Raw genomic sequence first — 17,762 nt, forward strand, 5'->3', positions numbered from 1 at the left:
GGGGCCGCAGCCCCCGCGCGGGTCGGACGGGCGCAGCCCGTTCGAAACCACAAGACCGGGGCGCTCAGAACAAGGGCGCGTATTTCCAAGCATCCGCATCGGGCGTGACCTCATCCAGATCGTAGCCCGCCGATTGCAGCCGCTGCGCGATCTCGAGCCCGTCCCGCGCCGCGTCATCGACAAGCGCATGGCCACGCGCCACGTCCTGCGAAACACCATGGCCCCGGATCAGCGCGAGCCCGTAGTTGAACTTGCCCACGGGATCGCCAAGCTCGGCCGCCTTGCGGTCCCATTCCGCCGCCGCGTCGGGATCATAGGGTCCGCCCAGGCCGTTGTTGTCGAGCTGGCCCATCCAGGTCATCGCGCCGGTATAGCCCGCATTGGCGCAATTCTCGAACAGCGCCCGGGCCGCGCCGTGCTTGCCCGATTTCGTCAGCATGTAGCCGGTCGCGCAGAGCACCATGCCGGTCTCGCCGTCCGCGGCCCGGTCGAGCATCGATTCCCAGGTCATCTCGTCCGGATTAAGCGTGCCATGGGCATCGTTCTGCTCGGCCATGGCCGGAGCGGAGAGGCCCGGAATCGTCAGGGCCAGCAAGGCGAGGGTCAAGGTGATACGCATGGTTTCCTCCAGAGTGCAGAACATAGCACGAATCGCAGGCGATCAGCGCCGCGACCTCACAACAGGCGCAGCCCCAAGATTTTTATCTAAAAATCTTGGGGCCTGGCTCATTCGGTGGGGCGGAATGCGGCGCCCCAGGGGAACCGCCCGACCTTGACCGTCTTTTCCGCTTTTCGGCTGGCCACATCGACCATGGTCACGTCCCCCGAGACGCCGTTGGTGGTGAACAGCTTGGAACGGTCGCCGTTGAACGCCATGTGCCAAACGCGGCGACCGACGAGGATGTACTCCTCGACCGCGTAGGTGTCGGCATTGACCACGGCCAGGTGGTTGGACGGCCCGAGCGCAACAAAGGCATGGGTATCGCCTGTGGTGAACTCGAAGCCGACGGGCTGCACCCGGTCCGGGTTGATCGACGGAATGTTGAAGTCGATCTTGGCCAGCTCGGCCTTGGTCTCGACGTCGAAAACGGTGATCGTGCCGCCGATCTCGGACGACACCCAGAGCTCGGTTCCGTCCTTGGCGAACTCGGCGTGCCGGGGGCGCGAATCGACCAGCGTGTTGGCGATGAGTTGCTGGGTTTCGGTGTCGATCCAATGGGCCATGTTGGTGGTTTCCGAGGTGGTGATCGCGATGGTTCCGTCGGGGGAGACGGCCATGCCCTCGGGCTCGATGCCGACATCGATCTGGGCAATCACACGCCGGGTCTCGGTGTCGACGACCGTGGTGATCGCGTCGTCCTCGTTGGCGATATAGAGACGCCGGTTGTCAGGGTGCAGCGCGAATTGTTCGGGATCCTCGCCCGAGGGCAGATCGTGCAGGATCTCGCCGGTTACGGGGTCCATGACCTGCACCGCATCGGAATCCGAGGCGCAGATATAAAGCACCGAATGATCATGCGAAAAGACGATGCCGCGCGGACGTTCGCCGGTCGGAATCGTCCGCGTGACCTCGAAACTGTCGAGGTCGATGACGCTGAGCGTGTTGTCCTTTTCGTTCGATACCCAGATCTCGTCGGCCAGCACCGGGCTTGCGACGAGCAGGGCGGCAAGGGCCGCGGCGGATTTCATGGCATGTCTCCTGTGATGCCGGTCAAGGGGGGGGGGGGGGAGGGGGGGGGCCCCTCGCGCTCCCCGGAGTATTTCGGGTCCGATCGTGACAGCGGCGCTATTCGAAGGCGGTGCATCCGGCCTCGCCGCGGTCACGGCCCAGCGTGTCGAGTTCGTTGATCTGGTGCAGGAACCCGTCGAGCGGGGCCTGGGCCACCAGTGCGCGGGGATGCACGATGGGGATCGGCTGGCGCATCTGGCCGTTCCAGGGGCGGAAGGTCAGAGGCCGGCCGAGAAAGCCCGCCAGTTCGAAGTCATCGCCCAGAAGGTAGGCGCGCAGGGTCGCGGGATCGCGGCTGGAGGTGCGGGTCACCGCCTCGCCGAGGCTGCGCATCGCGGCCCAGGCGGCATAGTCGCGCGACGCCATCGCGCGCCCGGCGCTGTCAGCGAAGCGCGATTGCAGCTGGGCCGCGCCCCACTGTTCGACCACCGGAGCCCAACCTTCGGCGGTCATGCCCTCGGAGCCCGCGACCGGGCGTGGGAGCCATGTGTTGTAGAGGATGTAGCGGCCGAAATCATGCCGCTCGTCGGCAACCAGAAGCACGTCGTGATCGCCGAGCGGCTGGGTCAGCAACGGCACCTCGGCGGAGGCCGAGCGGCGCATGTCCGCATCATAGGTCCAGTCGGTCCGCGCCGACAGCGACATGCCGAACTTGGCAAGCGAGGCCTCGAGCGCCGCGGCGTAGGCCTGGTCCTCGGGGGTCTGGCCCGCCACCAGGGCGATTCTGGTCCAGCGTTTGGTCAACAGCATCTGCGCCAGCGCATCGGTGCGCATGGCATAGGAGGGCAGCGTGTGCAGCACGTTGGCGCGACAGGACCCGGCGCGCAGGTCGCTGTCCTGTGCCGCGACATTGAACAGCAGTGCGTCTTGGGCAGGGGCGGCGGAGGCGGCGCGCAAGAGCTGCGCGGCGGGCGCGTCGACGATCACCAGCCCGTTGCCTGCAAGGGCTGCGGCGACGGCGGCGTCCCAGTCGCCGCCATCCGGCACTTCTGTCACCGCGAGCGCCCAGTTTTGGCCCAGAAAGCGGCCCGTGGTGGCGTTGTCCGCAAGCCCCAGTTGCGCACCGGCAAGTCCAAGGTCCCGGGGTTCGGGATCGAGGTTGGACAGCGTCGGCGGGGTCGGAACGATCTGGCGCAGGTAATGAATTTCAAGCGCGATGCCGTCCTGCCCGACCGCCTGTCCAGCCGATTGCGCGGCTGCCGCCACGGACCAGAGACATGCCGCGACGGTCCAGAGTAGCATGAAATATCGCATGTGGCCGGGCTCCTTCCCTGCCAAGCTATCAATTGCAAAGGCCTGCAAAATACGACCAACGTCGCGGGCTGCGGGTTGCGGAAAAGGACGAAAGTCCAATAGGGCGCGGGCGGCCCTGTGCCGTAGAACGGATGCCAGACCAATCGACCTCTGTCATTCCGATGCAATGGCCTTCACACGGAGCGAACCCAATGACCAAGATGATCCACCGCACTCTTGCAGGAGCCGCAGTGCTCGCCGCCGGTGTCACCATGGCCACAGCCCATGGCGATGTCGCCCCGCAGCCCGTCGATACCGGCACCCTGCCCGCCGTCGGCGAGGAGTGGCTGACCGAAAACCCCTACCGCGCCGCCGAGGCCGGTGAAGAGGTCTGGGCCGAGGCCGTGCGAATCGGTGCCTCCGGGTACAACCAGAATTGCGCGCGCTGCCACGGGCTCGAGGTGATCTCGGGCGGGCTGGCCCCGGACCTGCGCTTTCTCGAGGCCGAGGAATACGGCGATGAGTGGTTCATCGAGCGGTTCCGCACCGGCTATACGCAGAACGGCATCACCAAGATGCCCGGCTTCGGGGATTTGCTGGGCCAGGAAGCCGCATGGGCGATCCGGACCTATGTCGAAACCCGCCCCGACGGCGACAGCATCGACGCCTTCGCGGACGAGTTGGCCACCTTGCGCGACAGCCTGAAGGCTGGTGAGGCGGATGTCGCCACAGCCCAGGCGCGCCTGAGCGAGATCGCGGTCCAGATCGACACCATGTCGGGCGCGCCCGTAGCCGACAGCATCGCCTTCCGCGCCGCCAATCTGCTGGCTGCCGGTGGCACGCAGGAAAAGGCGGCAGAGACCCTGACCATCGGGCTTTCGGCGGCCCACTGACATGCGCGCGGTCGATCTGCGGCCATTGGTGCTAGGCGCGGCGGCGGCTCTCGGGCTGGCTGCCGCGCCGGTGCATGCGGCGGATCCCTGCGCCGATTACGTACCGCAGCCCAAGCCGCAGAACACCGCGCGCGCCTATGTCGGCCAGAGCCTCGACGAGATCCGCGAGCGCGGCTTCATGACCTTCGCCCTCTACGAGGACTATCCGCCCTACTCCTGGGAGGAGAACGGCCAGGCGCGCGGCATCGACGTCGAGATCGCGGCGCTGGTGGCTGACTTCGTCGGAGTGGCGCCGCGCTACAGCTTTGTCGCCGCCGCCGAGAACCTCGATGCGGACTTGCGCAACCACATCTGGCAGGGTCCGGTCGTCGGCGGTGCCGTGGCCAACGTGATGATGCGCGTGCCCTACGATTCGGCCTTCACCTGCCGGGTCGAGCAGGTCAGCTTCGGCGGTGTCTACGCCGAGGAATCCATCGCCATCGCCTACGACATCGCGGCCTATCCCGACGAAAAACCGGTCCCGGCCTATTTCCGCTTCGACACGGTCGCGATCGAGAACGACTCGATCACGGATTTCTACCTGTCGGGTTTTGCGGGCGGACAACTGCAGCCCGGGGTGCGTCGTTACCCTGACATGGCGGCCGCCATGGCCGCCCTGCGCGCCGGTGAGACAATGGCCGCCATGGGCCCGCGCACGCAGCTGGAGGTCGGCGCGGATGCGGGCATCGGCATCCACGAGCCCCCGCTTGCGGGTTTTGCCAAGTCCCGCTGGAAGCTGGGTGTGGCGGTGCATTTTTCCAGAAAGCCGCTGTATTACGAGGTCACGGATGCCATCGCGGCGGCGCTGGCCGACGGACGGATCACAGCCATCCACGCGCGATACGGCGCCGTCCACCAGCCGCCGGAATGGTAGGCGTCGGGGCGGCACCTCGCGGCCCCGCCATGCTGCGGCTCATTGCAGATCGGCGAACGCCCGGCTGAGCCGCTCTGCCGCCTCGGCGACCCGCGCCCTTGGTGTGGCGATGTTGAAGCGCAGGAATTCCTCGCCGCCGCGCCCGAATGTCGGGCCATGATTGACGGCGATCTTCGCCTGCTTCTCGACCCGGTCCAGCACTTCCTGATGCCCCATGCCGGTGCCCGAAAAGTCGACCCATGACAGGTACGTCGCCTCGAGCGGCATCGACCGCACGCCCGGTATCCCGGCGATGGCCGCATCCAGAAGCCGCCGGTTCCCGTCGAGATAGGTGCACAGTTCATCGACCCAGGCCGCTCCTTCGGGCGAATAGGCCGCGGTGGCCATCTCGATCCCGAAAAGGCCGGGCGACATGCCGAAAGCGGCCATCTTGCTGGCGAAGGGCTTGCGCAGATCGGGGTCCGGGATGATGACATTGCCGATATGCGCGCCGGCGATGTTGAAGGTCTTGGTGGTGGCGGTCATCATCACCAGCCGGTCGGCGATACCGTGGCCGATGGTGTCGAAGACCGTGTGACGATGCCCGGGCATGACGATGTCCATATGGATCTCGTCGGATACCAGGATCAGATCGTGCCGCCGCGCGAAGGCCGCCACCTGCTCCAGTTCCGCCTTGCTCCAGCAACGCCCGCCGGGATTGTGCGGCGAACACAGGATGACCAGCTTTTCGCTGCCGGTCATCTGCGCATCATAGGCGTCGAAATCCATCTCGTAGCGCCCGTCCTTCTGAGTCAGCGGGCATTCCACCACATGCCGCCCAGCCGCCCGGATCACCCGTGCGAAGGCATGATAGACCGGCGTGAACAGCACCACGCCATCGCCCGGGTCGGTCCAGGTCTCGATGCACAAGGCGGTGCCGTTCACCAGCCCGTGGGTCGAGAAGATCGCCGCGGGCGCGACCTTCCAGCCATGCCGTTCCTGCATCCACCAGCAGATCGCATCGCGGTAAGCCGTGTCGGGGCCGGGGTAGCCGAAGACGCCATGATCGAGCAGCCGCGCGAGCCGGTCCCGCACCACTTGCGGCGGATGGAAATCCATGTCCGCCACCCACATCGCGATGCCATCCTCGGGCGAGACCCCGTAAGCCGCCTCCATCCCGTCCCATTTCGCGCAGCCGGTGCCGACGCGGTCGATCATCTCGTCGAAATTCAAGGCGCATTCTCCTGTCAGCGGTCCTGCCCCACGCTAAAGCGCTGGATATCGGCGACAAGAGGGAAAGCCGCGATATTGCACCGACGCCTGCCATCGCCTACATCGCATTGCATGAAACGGCCCATTCTGCTTCATCCCGACCCGCGCCTGAAAAAGGTCTGCCCGCCCGTCGACGATCTGTCGGACGATTTGCGCGTGCTGGCGGACGACATGCTCGAGACCATGTACGACGCGCCGGGCATCGGCCTCGCCGCACCGCAGGTGGGTGTGCCGTCGCGGCTGATCGTGCTCGATTGCGTCAAGGACGGGGGCGCGCGCCCGAACCCGCTGGTGATGTTCAACCCCGAGGTCAAGGCGGTCTCGGATGCACTGAACGTCTACGAGGAAGGCTGCCTGTCGATCCCCGACCACTATGCCGATGTCGAACGCCCGCGCGAGGTCACCGTCAGCTGGATCGACCGCGACGGGCATCTGCGGGAAGACACCTTCGACGGGCTCTGGGCGACCTGCGTGCAGCACGAGATCGACCACCTCGACGGCAAGCTCTTCATCGACTACCTCAAGCCCCTGAAGCGCCAGCTGATCACCCGCAAGATGCAGAAGCTCAAGCGCGAACTGGCCCGCGCATGAGCGTGTGCAAGGTCCTGTGCTGGCCCGATGCGCGGCTGGCCAGCCCCTGCGATCCGATAGGCGACATCGCCGCCGTCGCGCCGCTCGTCGCCGATCTCTTCGAGACGATGTATGCGGCCCCGGGCCGCGGCCTCGCCGCGCCGCAGGTGGGTGTCCCGGGCCGGATCTTCGTGATGGACGCGGGCTGGAAAGACGGCGCGAAGACCCCGCGCGCCTGCATCAACCCAGAAATCCTGTGGTCCTCCGAAGCGCATGTCGCCCTTGACGAGGGCTGCCTCTCGATCCCCGGCATCACCGTGACGCTCAGCCGCCCGGCCGAGATCACGTTGCGCTACACGACACCGACCGGCGACCGGCGCGAGGCGCATCTGACCGGGGCCGAGGCGCGCATCGCCCAGCACGAACAGGATCACCTCGATGGCCGCGTCACCCTCGACCGGCTGGACGCCCGCGCGCGCGACGCCGCCCTCGCGGCCTATGCGGCGCAATGACCAGCCGCCCGATCCTGCGCTGGCCCGACAAGCGGCTGCGGACCCCCGCCAAGGATGTGACAGCGATCACCGAAGAGATCCACGCGATCTGGCAGGACATGATCGACACCATGGAGGCCATGCCCGGCGTTGGACTCGCGGCACCGCAGATCGGTGTGATGCTGCGCCTCGCCGTGGTCGATGCCTCGGATGCGCGGGGCCAGGCGATCCGCATGGCAAACCCCGAGGTGCTGCATGCCAGCACCCGCCCGAATACCCACGTGGAAGCCAGCCCCTGCCTGCCCGGCGTCTCCGCCCGGATCACCCGCCCGCGTGCGGTCACGGTGCGCTTTCTCGACGCGGATGGCACATGCGCGGAGCGGGACTTCGTCGGCCTCTGGGCCACCTCCGTCCAGCACCAGATCGACCATCTGGCAGGGCGGATGTATTTCGACCAGCTGTCGAAAACGCGCCGCGACATGCTTCTGCGCAAGGCGCAAAAACGCGTCTGACACGCGCGATCGACGTTTCCGCCCAGGCTGCCTCCCGCCCAAACTGCATCCTGCCCAAATCGCTCCCTGCCCGCGGCGCTTCCTGCCCCGGGCGCGTTCTGCCGCTCACATCGAACCGACCGCTCGAACCGGCGATCTGCAGCCTTTCCATTTCGGAAATACCGCTCGGGGGTGAATTGGTCGCCCGCGACCAAGAGGGGGCCGAGGCCCCCTTGCCCGCCCGCCGCAGGCGCCCGGATCACAGCGTCGCGGCCAGCCGGACACCCTGATCGATCGCCCGCTTGGCATCCAGCTCCGCGGCCACATCCGCGCCGCCGATAACATGCGGCGTCACACCCCTGGCCAGCAGCGCATCGGCAAGCCCGCGCGCGCTGAGCTGTCCGGCGCAAAGCACAACGGTGTCGCAGGCGATCAGCTCGGGCCGCTCGCGCGCTTCACCGTAAGTGATATGCAGCCCTTCGGCGTCGATCCATTCGTAGTTCACCCCGGCCTTCATCTCGACCGCCTTCATCTGCAGGCCCGCGCGATGAATCCAGCCGGTCGTCTTGCCAAGCCGCTTGCCCGGCTTCTCGGCCTTGCGCTGCAGCAAGGTCACCTGCCGCACCGCCGGGTCGGGCTGCGGGCCTTCCGGGGCCAGCCCGGAGCGCGCCACTTCCGTATCCGTCACACCCCATTCGCGCATCCAGTCCGGCAGGTTTTCGGTCGGGCTGTCGCCGGTCACCAGAAACTCCGAGACGTCGAAGCCGATGCCACCCGCGCCGATCACCGCGACGCGGGCCCCGACCTCGGCCCCGCCCCGTAGCACGTCGATATAGCTCAGCACGTTCGGGCCGTCCTGACCCGGGATCTGCGGGTCGCGGGGCACCACACCGGTGGCGACGATGACCTCGTCGAAGCCGTCAAGATCGTTTGCCGTAACCTCGATGCCGAGCCGTGTCTCGATGCCGCGCGCGCCCAGCATGTGGCCGAACCAGTCGACCAGGCCTCTGAACTCTTCCTTGCCGGGAATCACCTTGGCCATGTTGAGCTGCCCGCCGATCTCGTTCGCGCGATCAAACAGGGTCACCCGATGGCCCCGCTCCGCCGCGGTCAGCGCGGTCGCAAGACCCGCGGGGCCCGCGCCGACGATGGCGACGCGCTTGGGGGCGGCGGCCGTCTCGATCACGATCTCGGTCTCGAAAGCGGCGCGCGGATTGACCAGGCAGGACGATACCTTGCCCTGAAAGGTATGATCGAGGCAGGCCTGGTTGCAGGCGATGCAGGGCGCAATTTCGCGCGCGCGGCCCGAAGCGGCCTTGGTCACGAAGTCCGCATCCGCGAGCCAGGGCCGCGCCATCGACACCATGTCGGCGCAGCCGGTCGCCAGCACCTCTTCGGCGACGCCAGGCGTGTTGATCCGGTTCGAGGTGATCAGCGGGATCGAGACCTTGCCCATCAGTTTGCGGGACACCCAGGCGAAGGCCGCGCGCGGCACAGAGGTGGCGATGGTCGGAATGCGCGCCTCGTGCCAGCCGATCCCGGTGTTGATGATCGTGGCCCCCGCCGCCTCGACCTCCCGGGCCAGCTGCACGACCTCGTCGAAGGTCGACCCGTTCGGGATCAGGTCGATCATGGAAAGGCGATAGATCAGGATGAAGTCCGGACCGACGGCTTCGCGCACACGGCGCACAACCGCGACGGGCAGGCGGATGCGGTTTTCGTAGGACCCGCCCCAGCGGTCCTCGCGCTTGTTGGTATGTGTGACGATGAACTGATTGAGGAAATAGCCTTCGGAACCCATGATCTCCACGCCGTCATACCCGGCCTCGCGGGCACGAATTGCGGCGGTGACGATGTCGGCGATCTGTTTTTCGATGCCCTCTTCGTCCAGCTCTTTCGGCGCGAATGGCGAGATCGGCGACTTGATGGCCGAGGGGGCGACGCATTCCGGCCCGTAGGCATATCGCCCCGCATGCAGGATCTGCATGGCGATCCTGCCATCGCTGTCGTGGACGCGGTCCGTGACGATGCGATGATTTGCGAGATCCTGATCCGAAAACAATCCCGCCGCGCCGGGAAAGACGCCGCCTTCGCGGTTGGGTGCCATGCCACCGGTGACCATCAGCGCCGCACCGCCCCTTGCGCGGGCGGCATAGAACTCCGCGACACGGTTCCAGTCGCCGACCTCTTCCAGGTTGGTGTGCATCGATCCCATCAGAACCCGGTTCTTCAGGGTCGTGAAGCCAAGATCGAGCGGAGCGAGAAGATGGGGGTAGTCGGTCATGTAGCGCCTCCCAGGTTGCGGGTGACTTCACATGAGCCCGGTCGCGCTGTCAGCAGCAACGTGGCGTCAAAGCGAGGACGCCCGCAAGGGCGGAGGAGCGGCAGCTCCTCGAGCCCTCGCGGCCTCTCCTCGCTTCAGCTTTTCATGCTGTCCCAGAAGTTCCGGACAGACTTGAAGAAGCTCTTGGATTCGGGGTTGTTGTCTTCGCTCATCGCCTCGAAATCGCGCAGCATCTCTTTCTGCTTCGCGGTCAGGTTCACCGGCGTCTCCACCGCAAGCTCGATGAACATATCGCCTGCCGCACCACCGCGAAGCGACGGCATGCCCTTTCCACGCAGACGCATCTGCCGCCCCGATTGCGACCCGCCCGGGATCTTCACCCGGCTGCGCCCGCCATCGATCGTCGGCACTTCGATGTCGCCGCCCAGCGCCGCCGAGGCCATCGACACCGGTACCCGGCAATGCAGGCTCACCCCGTCGCGGGCAAAGATCGGATGCTCCGCCACGTCGATGAATATATAAAGGTCACCCGGCGGTCCGCCGCGCATGCCCGCCTCGCCTTCTCCGGCCAGACGAATGCGCGTTCCGGTCTCTACCCCCTTGGGGATGTTTACCGACAGCGCGCGCTCTTTCTCGACCCGGCCCGCGCCGTGACATTCCTTGCAGGGATTCTTGACGATCTGGCCGAGACCCGAACAGGTCGGACAGGTCCGCTCCACAGTGAAAAAGCCTTGCGTCGCGCGCACCTTGCCCATGCCGGAGCAGGTCGGGCAGGTGGTGGGTTCCGCCCCGCCCTCCGCACCGGATCCGCTGCAGGCAGCGCACTGCACCGAGGTCGGCACGTTGATCGTCTTGTGCAGCCCCTCGAACGCCTCTTCCAGCGTCACGCGCAGGTTGTAGCGCAAGTCCGCGCCGCGCGCCGCCCGCTGGCGTCCACCGCCGCCACCGCCGCGTGCACCGCCCATGAAATCGCCGAACAAGTCGTCGAACACATCGGAAAAGGCCGATGCAAAATCGCCCTGACCGCCGCCGAAGCCGCCACCGGGGCGTCCGCCGCCGCCCATGCCACCTTCGAAGGCCGCGTGGCCGAAGCGGTCATAGGCCGCTTTCTTCTCGGCGTCCTTGAGCACATCGTAAGCCTCGTTGGCTTCCTTGAACTGGGCCTCGGCGTTGGGGTTGTCGGAATTGCGGTCGGGGTGCAGCTCTTTCGCCTTCTGGCGGAAGCCCTTCTTGATCTCGTCCGCAGAGGCGCCCTTGGAGACGCCCAGCACATCGTAATAGTCGCGTTTGGACATTCAAGTCCTCCTGACTTTGCCGGAACGTGAGAGGGCCGGTCCGGCATCCGGACCGGCCCATCTGTCAGGTTCCGCGCCGATCTCAGCCCTGCTTGCGGTCTTCGCCCAGGTCCTCGAAGTCGGCATCGACGATGTCCTCGTCGGCGCCACCCTCATCCTGATCGGCCTCGGGCGGTGTGTCGCCCTCGTCGGCTTGCGCCTTGTAGATCGCCTCGCCCAGCTTCATCGACGCCTCGGTGACGTTCTGGATGCCGGACTTGATCTTATCGGCGTCGTCGTTCTCGAGGTCGTCCTTGAGCGCGGCCACGGCCAGTTCGATCGCCTCGACCGTGGTCGGATCGACCTTGTCGCCATGCTCCTCGACCGATTTCTCGGTGGCGTGGATCAGGCTTTCGGCCTGGTTGCGCGCCTCGACAAGTTCGCGACGCTTCTTGTCGGAATCCGCGTTCTCTTCCGCGTCCTTGACCATCTGTTCGATGTCGGCGTCGGACAGACCGCCGGACGCCTGGATGGTGATCTTCTGCTCCTTGTTGGTGCCCTTGTCCTTGGCGCCAACCGCAACGATGCCGTTTGCGTCGATATCGAAGGTCACCTCGATCTGGGGCATGCCGCGCGGCGACGGCGGGATATCCTCGAGGTTGAACTGGCCCAACATCTTGTTGTCGGCCGCCATCTCGCGCTCACCCTGGAAGACCCGGATGGTGACCGCGTTCTGGTTGTCTTCGGCGGTCGAGAAGATCTGGCTCTTCTTGGTCGGGATCGTGGTGTTGCGGTCGATCAGACGGGTGAAGACACCGCCCAGCGTCTCGATGCCGAGCGACAGGGGCGTCACGTCCAGCAGGACCACATCCTTGACATCGCCCTGAAGCACGCCGGCCTGGATGGCGGCGCCCATGGCCACGACCTCGTCGGGGTTCACACCCTTGTGCGGCTCCTTGCCGAAGAACTTGGTCACCTCTTCGATGACCTTCGGCATCCGCGTCTGGCCACCCACGAGGACAATCTCGTCGATGTCGGATGTCGAGAGGCCAGCATCCTTGAGCGCGGCCTGGCACGGCTTGATCGACGCCTTGATCAGGTCGCTCACGAGACTTTCAAGCTTCGCACGGGTCAGCTTCATCACCATGTGAAGCGGCTGACCGTTGGCCCCCATCGAGATGAACGGCTGGTTGATCTCGGTCTGCGACGCCGAGGACAGCTCGATCTTGGCCTTTTCGGCAGCTTCCTTGAGCCGCTGCAGCGCCATCTTGTCCTTGGTCAGATCGACGTTGTTCTCTTTCTTGAACTCGCCCGCCAGGTAATTGACGATCCGCATGTCGAAGTCTTCACCGCCAAGGAAGGTGTCACCATTTGTGGACTTCACCTCGAACAGGCCGTCGTCGATCTCGAGGATGGTCACGTCGAAGGTACCGCCGCCGAGGTCGTAGACCGCGATGGTCTTCGATTCCTTCTTGTCGAGGCCATAGGCCAGCGCCGCCGCGGTCGGCTCGTTGATGATGCGCAGCACTTCCAGACCGGCGATCTTGCCCGCGTCCTTGGTGGCCTGACGCTGCTGGTCGTTGAAATAGGCCGGAACGGTGATCACCGCCTGGTCGACCTCTTCGCCAAGATAGCTCTCGGCGGTTTCCTTCATCTTCTGCAGGATGAAGGCGGAAATCTGCGAGGGCGAATACTTTTCACCGCGCGCCTCGACCCATGCATCACCGTTGCCGCCATCGACAATGGTGTAGGGCATGTTCTTCTTGTCCTTGTTCAGATCGGCATCGTCGAACCGACGACCGATCAGACGCTTGACGCCGAACACGGTGTTTTCCGGATTGGTCACGGCCTGGCGCTTGGCAGGCTGGCCGACGAGACGCTCGTCTTCGGTAAAGGCGACGATGGACGGGGTCGTCCGCGCGCCTTCCGCATTCTCGATAACCCGCGGCTGGCTGCCATCCATGATGGCGATACAGCTGTTGGTGGTCCCGAGGTCGATACCGATCACTTTACCCATAATTTCGATCCCTTCTTGAATTCAAGGCGATGTCCCGAGGCACGAACCCATTTTGGCATTCCGCGCCCCGATTTCGGTTGCGGACGAGACACTGTGCCCCGTTCACGCGTTCGTGGGGTATATAAGAAGCGGTATTTGACGCTGCAAGCGCAGTACGGGGAAAGAATCAGAGGATTTGCCGGAAATTCGTGGGGGCTTTTCTCTGACGCATGGCTGACGCACCATCACAGACATGTCCCCGACGCTTGTGCTGCGCGATATCGCGATCCATCAAGGCTTCCTCGACCGCCCGGCGCAAGAGCGCCTGGTCACCGGGTTGCGCGCGGTGTTGCGGGCCGCGCCGCTGGTCACGCCGGTGACGCCACGCGGGCAGAAGATGTCGGTGGCGATGTCGGCCGCGGGTCGTTTCGGCTGGATCACCGACCGCAAGGGCTACCGCTATGAGCCGACGCATCCGTCGGGGCAGCCGTGGCCGCCGATCCCCGAGGCGGTGCTGGCGATCTGGGATGCGGTGTCGGGCAGTGACCGCGCGCCGGAATGCTGCCTGATCAACTGGTATGGCGAAGGCGCGCGCATGGGGCTGCACCAGGATCGCGACGAGGCGGATTTTGCGCATCCGGTGGTGTCCGTGTCGCTTGGGGATGACGGGTTGTTCCGCATCGGCAACGACACGCGCGGCGGCAAGACCGAGTCGATCTGGCTGCGCTCGGGCGATGTGGCGGTGATGGGCGGCGCGGCGCGGCTGCGGTATCACGGGGTGGATCGCATCCGCTTCGGGTCGTCCACCTTGCTGCCGAATGGCGGGCGGATCAATCTGACGCTTCGGGTCGTGACCTGAACGCGGCGCGTCCCGCCCCGGTTGATCGACTCCGGTGCGCTGCCAGTTCAGCGCGGCGCGACCGAGCAGCAGCCGGAATAGAGCGCGTCACCCAGCAGGAAATCGCCGGTCAGCCCGTAAAGGCGGTCCGACATGCCATCGCTGCACTCCGCCCGGCCCATGATCAGGATGGCCCGTCTGCCGCTGGCCGGACCGGCATAGGCAAAGCGATCCGGACGGCCCGAGGCACGGGTGCGCAGGGTGATCGGGCCGGACTGGACGCCCTTGTCGAAATGCTCGAAATCGAAGCTGCCGTCGGCAAGGCCCAGCGACCAGAACGGCTCTGTGCCGAAGCAGGTCTGCGCGTCGGGCAGACCATCCGGCCATTGACCGGATACGCGCGCGAGAAAGGCCAGCGACGCCCACCCCGCACCCTCGTCCACGTTGACGCGGCCCCATCCGGATTGGATGGCGGTGACCTCGATATCGCGGGCGTCGGGTGCCAGCGACCCGATCTGGTTGGCCGAGGCCGACGGCGCGTCTCGCAGGTTCAGCACATCGCCCGCGGCGACGCCGGTGACGTCGTAAAGCGCAGGCAGGTCCTGTGCAGCCAGCGGCGCGGCCAGCATCAGTGTCAGCAACAGCGAGATCGCCCATCTCATCGGCGCGCCCCCCAGGAAACAGAGATCTTTCGGCGGGTATAGAATTCCAGCATCAGACCGATCATGAAGAACACCAGTATAATCCAAAGCGGGTACGCAAGCGAGGAATTCCGCGGCGTGTAGTTCAGGAACGCGTAGCCGCGCGCCTGGTCGATGGTGTGAAACAACGGGTTCCAGTCGAACATGGCCAGCATCTTGGGGGGCAGCATGTTGGCCGCGAACATCTTGCCCGAAGCGATCATGTTGGCCCGCGCGTAGATCGTCGTCGCCATGCCCACCGGAACCGGGGCCCAGGGGGCAACGGCCATGAAAACCATGCCGATGGCCGCACCCGCCCCCCAGGCAACCAGCAGCATGCCGTAGGCCTGGATCGGATGGTGGATCGACGCCAGCGCGCCCGGCGCGAACACGGTGTCATAGACGAACAGGATCGTCAGCAACGTGATGGTCTGGATATAGAGCGTCGACAGCATCGCCGACAGGATCGTCACGGCGGTGTTCATCGGCGCATGCAGCATCATCGGGCCCAGCGCGCTACCGGCGGTGCGCACGGCACTCATGGTCTTGATGTGGGTCATGTAGATGAACACGCCCGACATGATGAAGATCATGTAGTCGCCGCGAATGGGGGCCGAGCGCATGCCCAGAAGACTGAACATGAAGAAGAATGCCAGGGTGAAGATCACCGTCTGCGCCATGTTCATGACGATGGCCATCACGGCATTGTTGTGCCCAGACCGGACCGTACGGGCGGCATTGTGAAAGATCAGCTCTGCAATCTGCAGCGCACCACCGATCTTGGTGCGCGGTTTGACTGTCTCGAACATGGGGCCTGCTCCGCCTCTGTCTTCCCCGGCCTTGTCTACTTGCGGCCTTCGGTTTCGCGCACCATAAGATCAAGGCGGTTTCAAATCAATGAACGCGGAAATTGTGCCGTGGGGAAGGCGAGAGTTTGAATTATTCTGAATTGACGCAAATCATGCGCAGACTGGCCATCGAAGCGGGCGACAGGATCATGGAGATCTACAACTCCGACGATTTTGCGGTGAAGACCAAGTCCGATGCATCGCCGGTGACCGCAGCCGACGAAGCTGCCGACGCTCTGATCTCGGAGGGGCTGCGCGCGGCGTTTCCCGACGTCGCCCTTGTCACCGAGGAACAGGCCGACAGCCACGGCCAGGATGTCAGCACCTTCCTGATCGTCGATCCGCTGGACGGCACCAAGGAATTCATCAACCGGCGCGGCGATTTCACCGTCAATATCGCGCTGGTGGTCGACGGCCTGCCGACGCGCGGCGTGGTCTACGCCCCCGCCAAGGGCCGGATGTTCTATACCGACAGTGTCGGCACCTCGGTCGAGGAAGAGGGACCGTTCGACGCCGACACGCCCGGCGAGACCCGGCCCATCCACGTCGCCGAAGCCAACAACGCGGACCTGATGGTCGTCGCCTCGAAATCGCACCGCGATCAGGCCACCGACGACTACATTGCGAAATACGACGTCAAGGACATGACCTCCGCCGGATCATCGCTGAAGTTCTGCCTGGTCGCGACGGGCGAGGCCGATCTCTATCCGCGCCTCGGGCGGACGATGGAATGGGACACGGCGGCGGGTCACGCGGTGCTGGCCGGTGCCGGTGGGCGCGTGGTGCGCTTCGACGATCACGGCCCGCTGACCTACGGCAAGCCCGGTTTCGCAAACCCGTTCTTCATCGCCTATGCGCCGGGTGTAGATCTCAAGCAGGGCTGAGCCGCGATGGAGCCTCTGCCGGTCAGCGTCGTTGTGGTCAGCCGCGATCGCCCGGCGGCGCTGGCACGCTGCCTGACGGGGCTTGCCCAACTCGATCATCCGCCCTTCGAGGTGGTGGTGGTCGCCTGTCCCGCCGGGCTGGACGCTGTCCGGGCGCATCCCAGGGCGGATGAGGTAAAGACCGTTGCCTACGATCAGCCCAACATTTCGGCGGCGCGCAATCGTGGCATCGCCGCCGCCGCGGGCGAGATCGTGGCCTTCCTTGACGATGACGCGGTACCCGAGCCGTCGTGGCTGGCGCGTCTGGCCGCGCCTTTCGCGCTGGATACGGTCGCGGCCTCGGGCGGGTATGTGATCGGGCGCAACGGATTCTCGCTGCAATGGGGCGCGGCGAGCGTCGATACCCTCGGAGAGGCGCACCCCCTGCATCTCGATGGCGACGCCCCCATCACGCTGCACCCGAGGGAAGGCCGCGCGATCAAGACCGAGGGCACCAACATGGCCTTCCGCCGTGACGTCCTGGCCGGGCTTGGCGGGTTCGACCCGGCCTATCGCTTCTTTCTCGACGAGACCGACCTGAACATGCGTCTGGCCAAGGCGGGCGAGGTCACGGCGCTGGTGCCGATGGCGCGGGTGCATCACGGCATGGATGCCAGCACGCGCCGCCACGCCGACCGCACGCCGCGCGACCTGACCGAGATCGGGGCCTCCAAGATGGTCTTCCTGCGCCACCACGCGCCAGAGGCCATGCATGACCGCGCGATCGCGGCATTTCGGGCCGCCCAGAAAGCGCGGCTGGCAGCGGCAATGCAGCGCGGTCCGCTCGACCCCGGTGACGTGATCCGACTGATGCGCGGACTGGACCGGGGCATCGCGGAAGGCCGCACCCGTTCCATCGGCACGCTGGCCCCGCTTCCACGGGCCGCGTCTGGATTTCTGCCGTTCACGGCCGCACCGGGCGCCGCCCACCGGCTGATCGCCGGCCGCCGCTGGTCGCGCGCGCGTCTCGAGACACTGGCGCGGGACGCCCGTGCGGCCGGGCAGACCGTGACCCTGATGTCGCTGAGCGCCACCGCGCTCTACCACCGGCTGCGGTTTCGGGAAGATGGCATCTGGGTGCAGGAAGGCGGTCAGTTCGGCCGCGCGGATCGCACCGAGCCGCTGATCCGCCCTGCCAGCCTGCGGCAGAGGATCAGGCAGGAGACGGCCCGCCTGCGCCCGTTTCGCAACCTCTGAGCAAAATAATTGCGCTCTTTTCGGCCCAAACCCGTCTTTGGGTAATGTATTCCCGCATGGCAAAAGTTAGACTTCCGCAAAAGACGAGGAGCAGTCATGAAAAATAAAGTCTCGAAGGCCATCTTCCCCGTTGCCGGGCTGGGCACGCGTT

Annotated in this window: 17 protein-coding genes; 8 read left to right on the forward strand and 9 right to left on the reverse strand. The window is 65.7% G+C overall.

Annotated elements, in window-relative coordinates; translation table 11 throughout:
* Positions 1 to 64: 64 nt before the first annotated feature.
* The 3 genes from ACXYMN_RS14560 to ACXYMN_RS14570 all read right to left on the reverse strand — a co-directional run bounded on the left by ACXYMN_RS14560 (position 65) and on the right by ACXYMN_RS14570 (position 2,983).
* Positions 65 to 619: a tetratricopeptide repeat protein gene (locus ACXYMN_RS14560; RefSeq protein ID WP_459014440.1), complete on the reverse strand. Its 555-nt coding sequence runs from the start codon at positions 617 to 619 to the stop codon at positions 65 to 67.
* Positions 620 to 726: 107 nt separating this feature from the next.
* Positions 727 to 1,689, reverse strand: coding sequence for a YVTN family beta-propeller repeat protein (locus tag ACXYMN_RS14565; protein ID WP_459014441.1), 963 nt, complete (start codon positions 1,687 to 1,689; stop codon positions 727 to 729).
* Between the two features lie 97 nt (positions 1,690 to 1,786).
* A complete protein-coding gene (locus ACXYMN_RS14570; RefSeq protein ID WP_459014442.1) occupies positions 1,787 to 2,983 on the reverse strand; it encodes an ABC transporter substrate-binding protein in 1,197 nt (398 codons plus the stop codon).
* Between the two features lie 200 nt (positions 2,984 to 3,183).
* On the opposite strand from ACXYMN_RS14570, the gene pedF reads away from it, so the two are divergent.
* A complete protein-coding gene (gene pedF, locus ACXYMN_RS14575; RefSeq protein WP_459014466.1) occupies positions 3,184 to 3,855 on the forward strand; it encodes a cytochrome c-550 PedF in 672 nt (223 codons plus the stop codon).
* A 1-nt stretch (position 3,856) separates the two neighbouring features.
* Complete coding sequence (locus ACXYMN_RS14580; protein ID WP_459014443.1) at positions 3,857 to 4,768, forward strand: substrate-binding periplasmic protein; 912 nt, start codon at positions 3,857 to 3,859, stop codon at positions 4,766 to 4,768.
* Between the two features lie 39 nt (positions 4,769 to 4,807).
* Here the strand turns inward: ACXYMN_RS14580 and ACXYMN_RS14585 are convergent, their stop codons facing one another.
* Positions 4,808 to 5,980 carry a MalY/PatB family protein gene (locus ACXYMN_RS14585; protein WP_459014444.1) on the reverse strand — a complete coding sequence of 391 codons (1,173 nt, stop codon included), beginning with the start codon at positions 5,978 to 5,980 and terminating at the stop codon, positions 4,808 to 4,810.
* A 111-nt stretch (positions 5,981 to 6,091) separates the two neighbouring features.
* On the opposite strand from ACXYMN_RS14585, the gene def (ACXYMN_RS14590) reads away from it, so the two are divergent.
* Genes def (ACXYMN_RS14590) through def (ACXYMN_RS14600) form a run of 3 tightly spaced genes read left to right on the forward strand, consistent with a single transcriptional unit; the run spans position 6,092 to position 7,592 of the window.
* On the forward strand, positions 6,092 to 6,610 hold the full coding sequence (gene def / locus ACXYMN_RS14590) for a peptide deformylase (RefSeq protein WP_459014445.1): 519 nt from the start codon (positions 6,092 to 6,094) through the stop codon (positions 6,608 to 6,610).
* On the forward strand, positions 6,607 to 7,101 hold the full coding sequence (gene def / locus ACXYMN_RS14595; protein ID WP_459014446.1) for a peptide deformylase: 495 nt from the start codon (positions 6,607 to 6,609) through the stop codon (positions 7,099 to 7,101). Before def (ACXYMN_RS14590) ends, def (ACXYMN_RS14595) begins: the two co-directional genes overlap by 4 nt.
* The gene (def, locus tag ACXYMN_RS14600) at positions 7,098 to 7,592 is read left to right on the forward strand and encodes a peptide deformylase (protein ID WP_459014447.1); all 495 of its coding nucleotides are present in this window, start codon (positions 7,098 to 7,100) and stop codon (positions 7,590 to 7,592) included. The genes def (ACXYMN_RS14595) and def (ACXYMN_RS14600) overlap by 4 nt, the downstream gene beginning before the upstream one ends.
* A 238-nt stretch (positions 7,593 to 7,830) precedes the next feature.
* Here the strand turns inward: def (ACXYMN_RS14600) and ACXYMN_RS14605 are convergent, their stop codons facing one another.
* The 3 genes from ACXYMN_RS14605 to dnaK all read right to left on the reverse strand — a co-directional run bounded on the left by ACXYMN_RS14605 (position 7,831) and on the right by dnaK (position 13,146).
* Positions 7,831 to 9,855, reverse strand: a complete 2,025-nt coding sequence (locus ACXYMN_RS14605; RefSeq protein WP_459014448.1) for a 2,4-dienoyl-CoA reductase FMN-binding domain-containing protein — start codon at positions 9,853 to 9,855, stop codon at positions 7,831 to 7,833.
* Between the two features lie 134 nt (positions 9,856 to 9,989).
* Positions 9,990 to 11,150 (reverse strand): molecular chaperone DnaJ, encoded by a 1,161-nt coding sequence (gene dnaJ / locus ACXYMN_RS14610; protein WP_459014449.1) that lies wholly within the window; start codon positions 11,148 to 11,150, stop codon positions 9,990 to 9,992.
* Positions 11,151 to 11,232: 82 nt separating this feature from the next.
* Positions 11,233 to 13,146, reverse strand: coding sequence for a molecular chaperone DnaK (gene dnaK / locus ACXYMN_RS14615; protein WP_459014450.1), 1,914 nt, complete (start codon positions 13,144 to 13,146; stop codon positions 11,233 to 11,235).
* Positions 13,147 to 13,378: 232 nt separating this feature from the next.
* Here dnaK and ACXYMN_RS14620 point away from each other — a divergent pair, with 232 nt between their 5' ends.
* Positions 13,379 to 13,984 carry an alpha-ketoglutarate-dependent dioxygenase AlkB family protein gene (locus tag ACXYMN_RS14620; RefSeq protein ID WP_459014451.1) on the forward strand — a complete coding sequence of 202 codons (606 nt, stop codon included), beginning with the start codon at positions 13,379 to 13,381 and terminating at the stop codon, positions 13,982 to 13,984.
* A 47-nt stretch (positions 13,985 to 14,031) separates the two neighbouring features.
* Here the strand turns inward: ACXYMN_RS14620 and ACXYMN_RS14625 are convergent, their stop codons facing one another.
* On the reverse strand, positions 14,032 to 14,625 hold the full coding sequence (locus ACXYMN_RS14625; protein ID WP_459014452.1) for a COG3650 family protein: 594 nt from the start codon (positions 14,623 to 14,625) through the stop codon (positions 14,032 to 14,034).
* Positions 14,622 to 15,452 (reverse strand): ABC transporter permease, encoded by an 831-nt coding sequence (locus tag ACXYMN_RS14630; protein ID WP_459014453.1) that lies wholly within the window; start codon positions 15,450 to 15,452, stop codon positions 14,622 to 14,624. The genes ACXYMN_RS14625 and ACXYMN_RS14630 overlap by 4 nt, the downstream gene beginning before the upstream one ends.
* Positions 15,453 to 15,577: 125 nt before the next feature.
* Here ACXYMN_RS14630 and cysQ point away from each other — a divergent pair, with 125 nt between their 5' ends.
* Positions 15,578 to 16,375: a 3'(2'),5'-bisphosphate nucleotidase CysQ gene (gene cysQ, locus ACXYMN_RS14635; protein ID WP_459014454.1), complete on the forward strand. Its 798-nt coding sequence runs from the start codon at positions 15,578 to 15,580 to the stop codon at positions 16,373 to 16,375.
* A gap of 6 nt (positions 16,376 to 16,381) precedes the next feature.
* On the forward strand, positions 16,382 to 17,611 hold the full coding sequence (locus tag ACXYMN_RS14640; protein WP_459014455.1) for a glycosyltransferase family 2 protein: 1,230 nt from the start codon (positions 16,382 to 16,384) through the stop codon (positions 17,609 to 17,611).
* Positions 17,612 to 17,762: the final 151 nt, after the last annotated feature.

Source organism: Roseivivax sp. CAU 1753, from assembly GCF_054482575.1.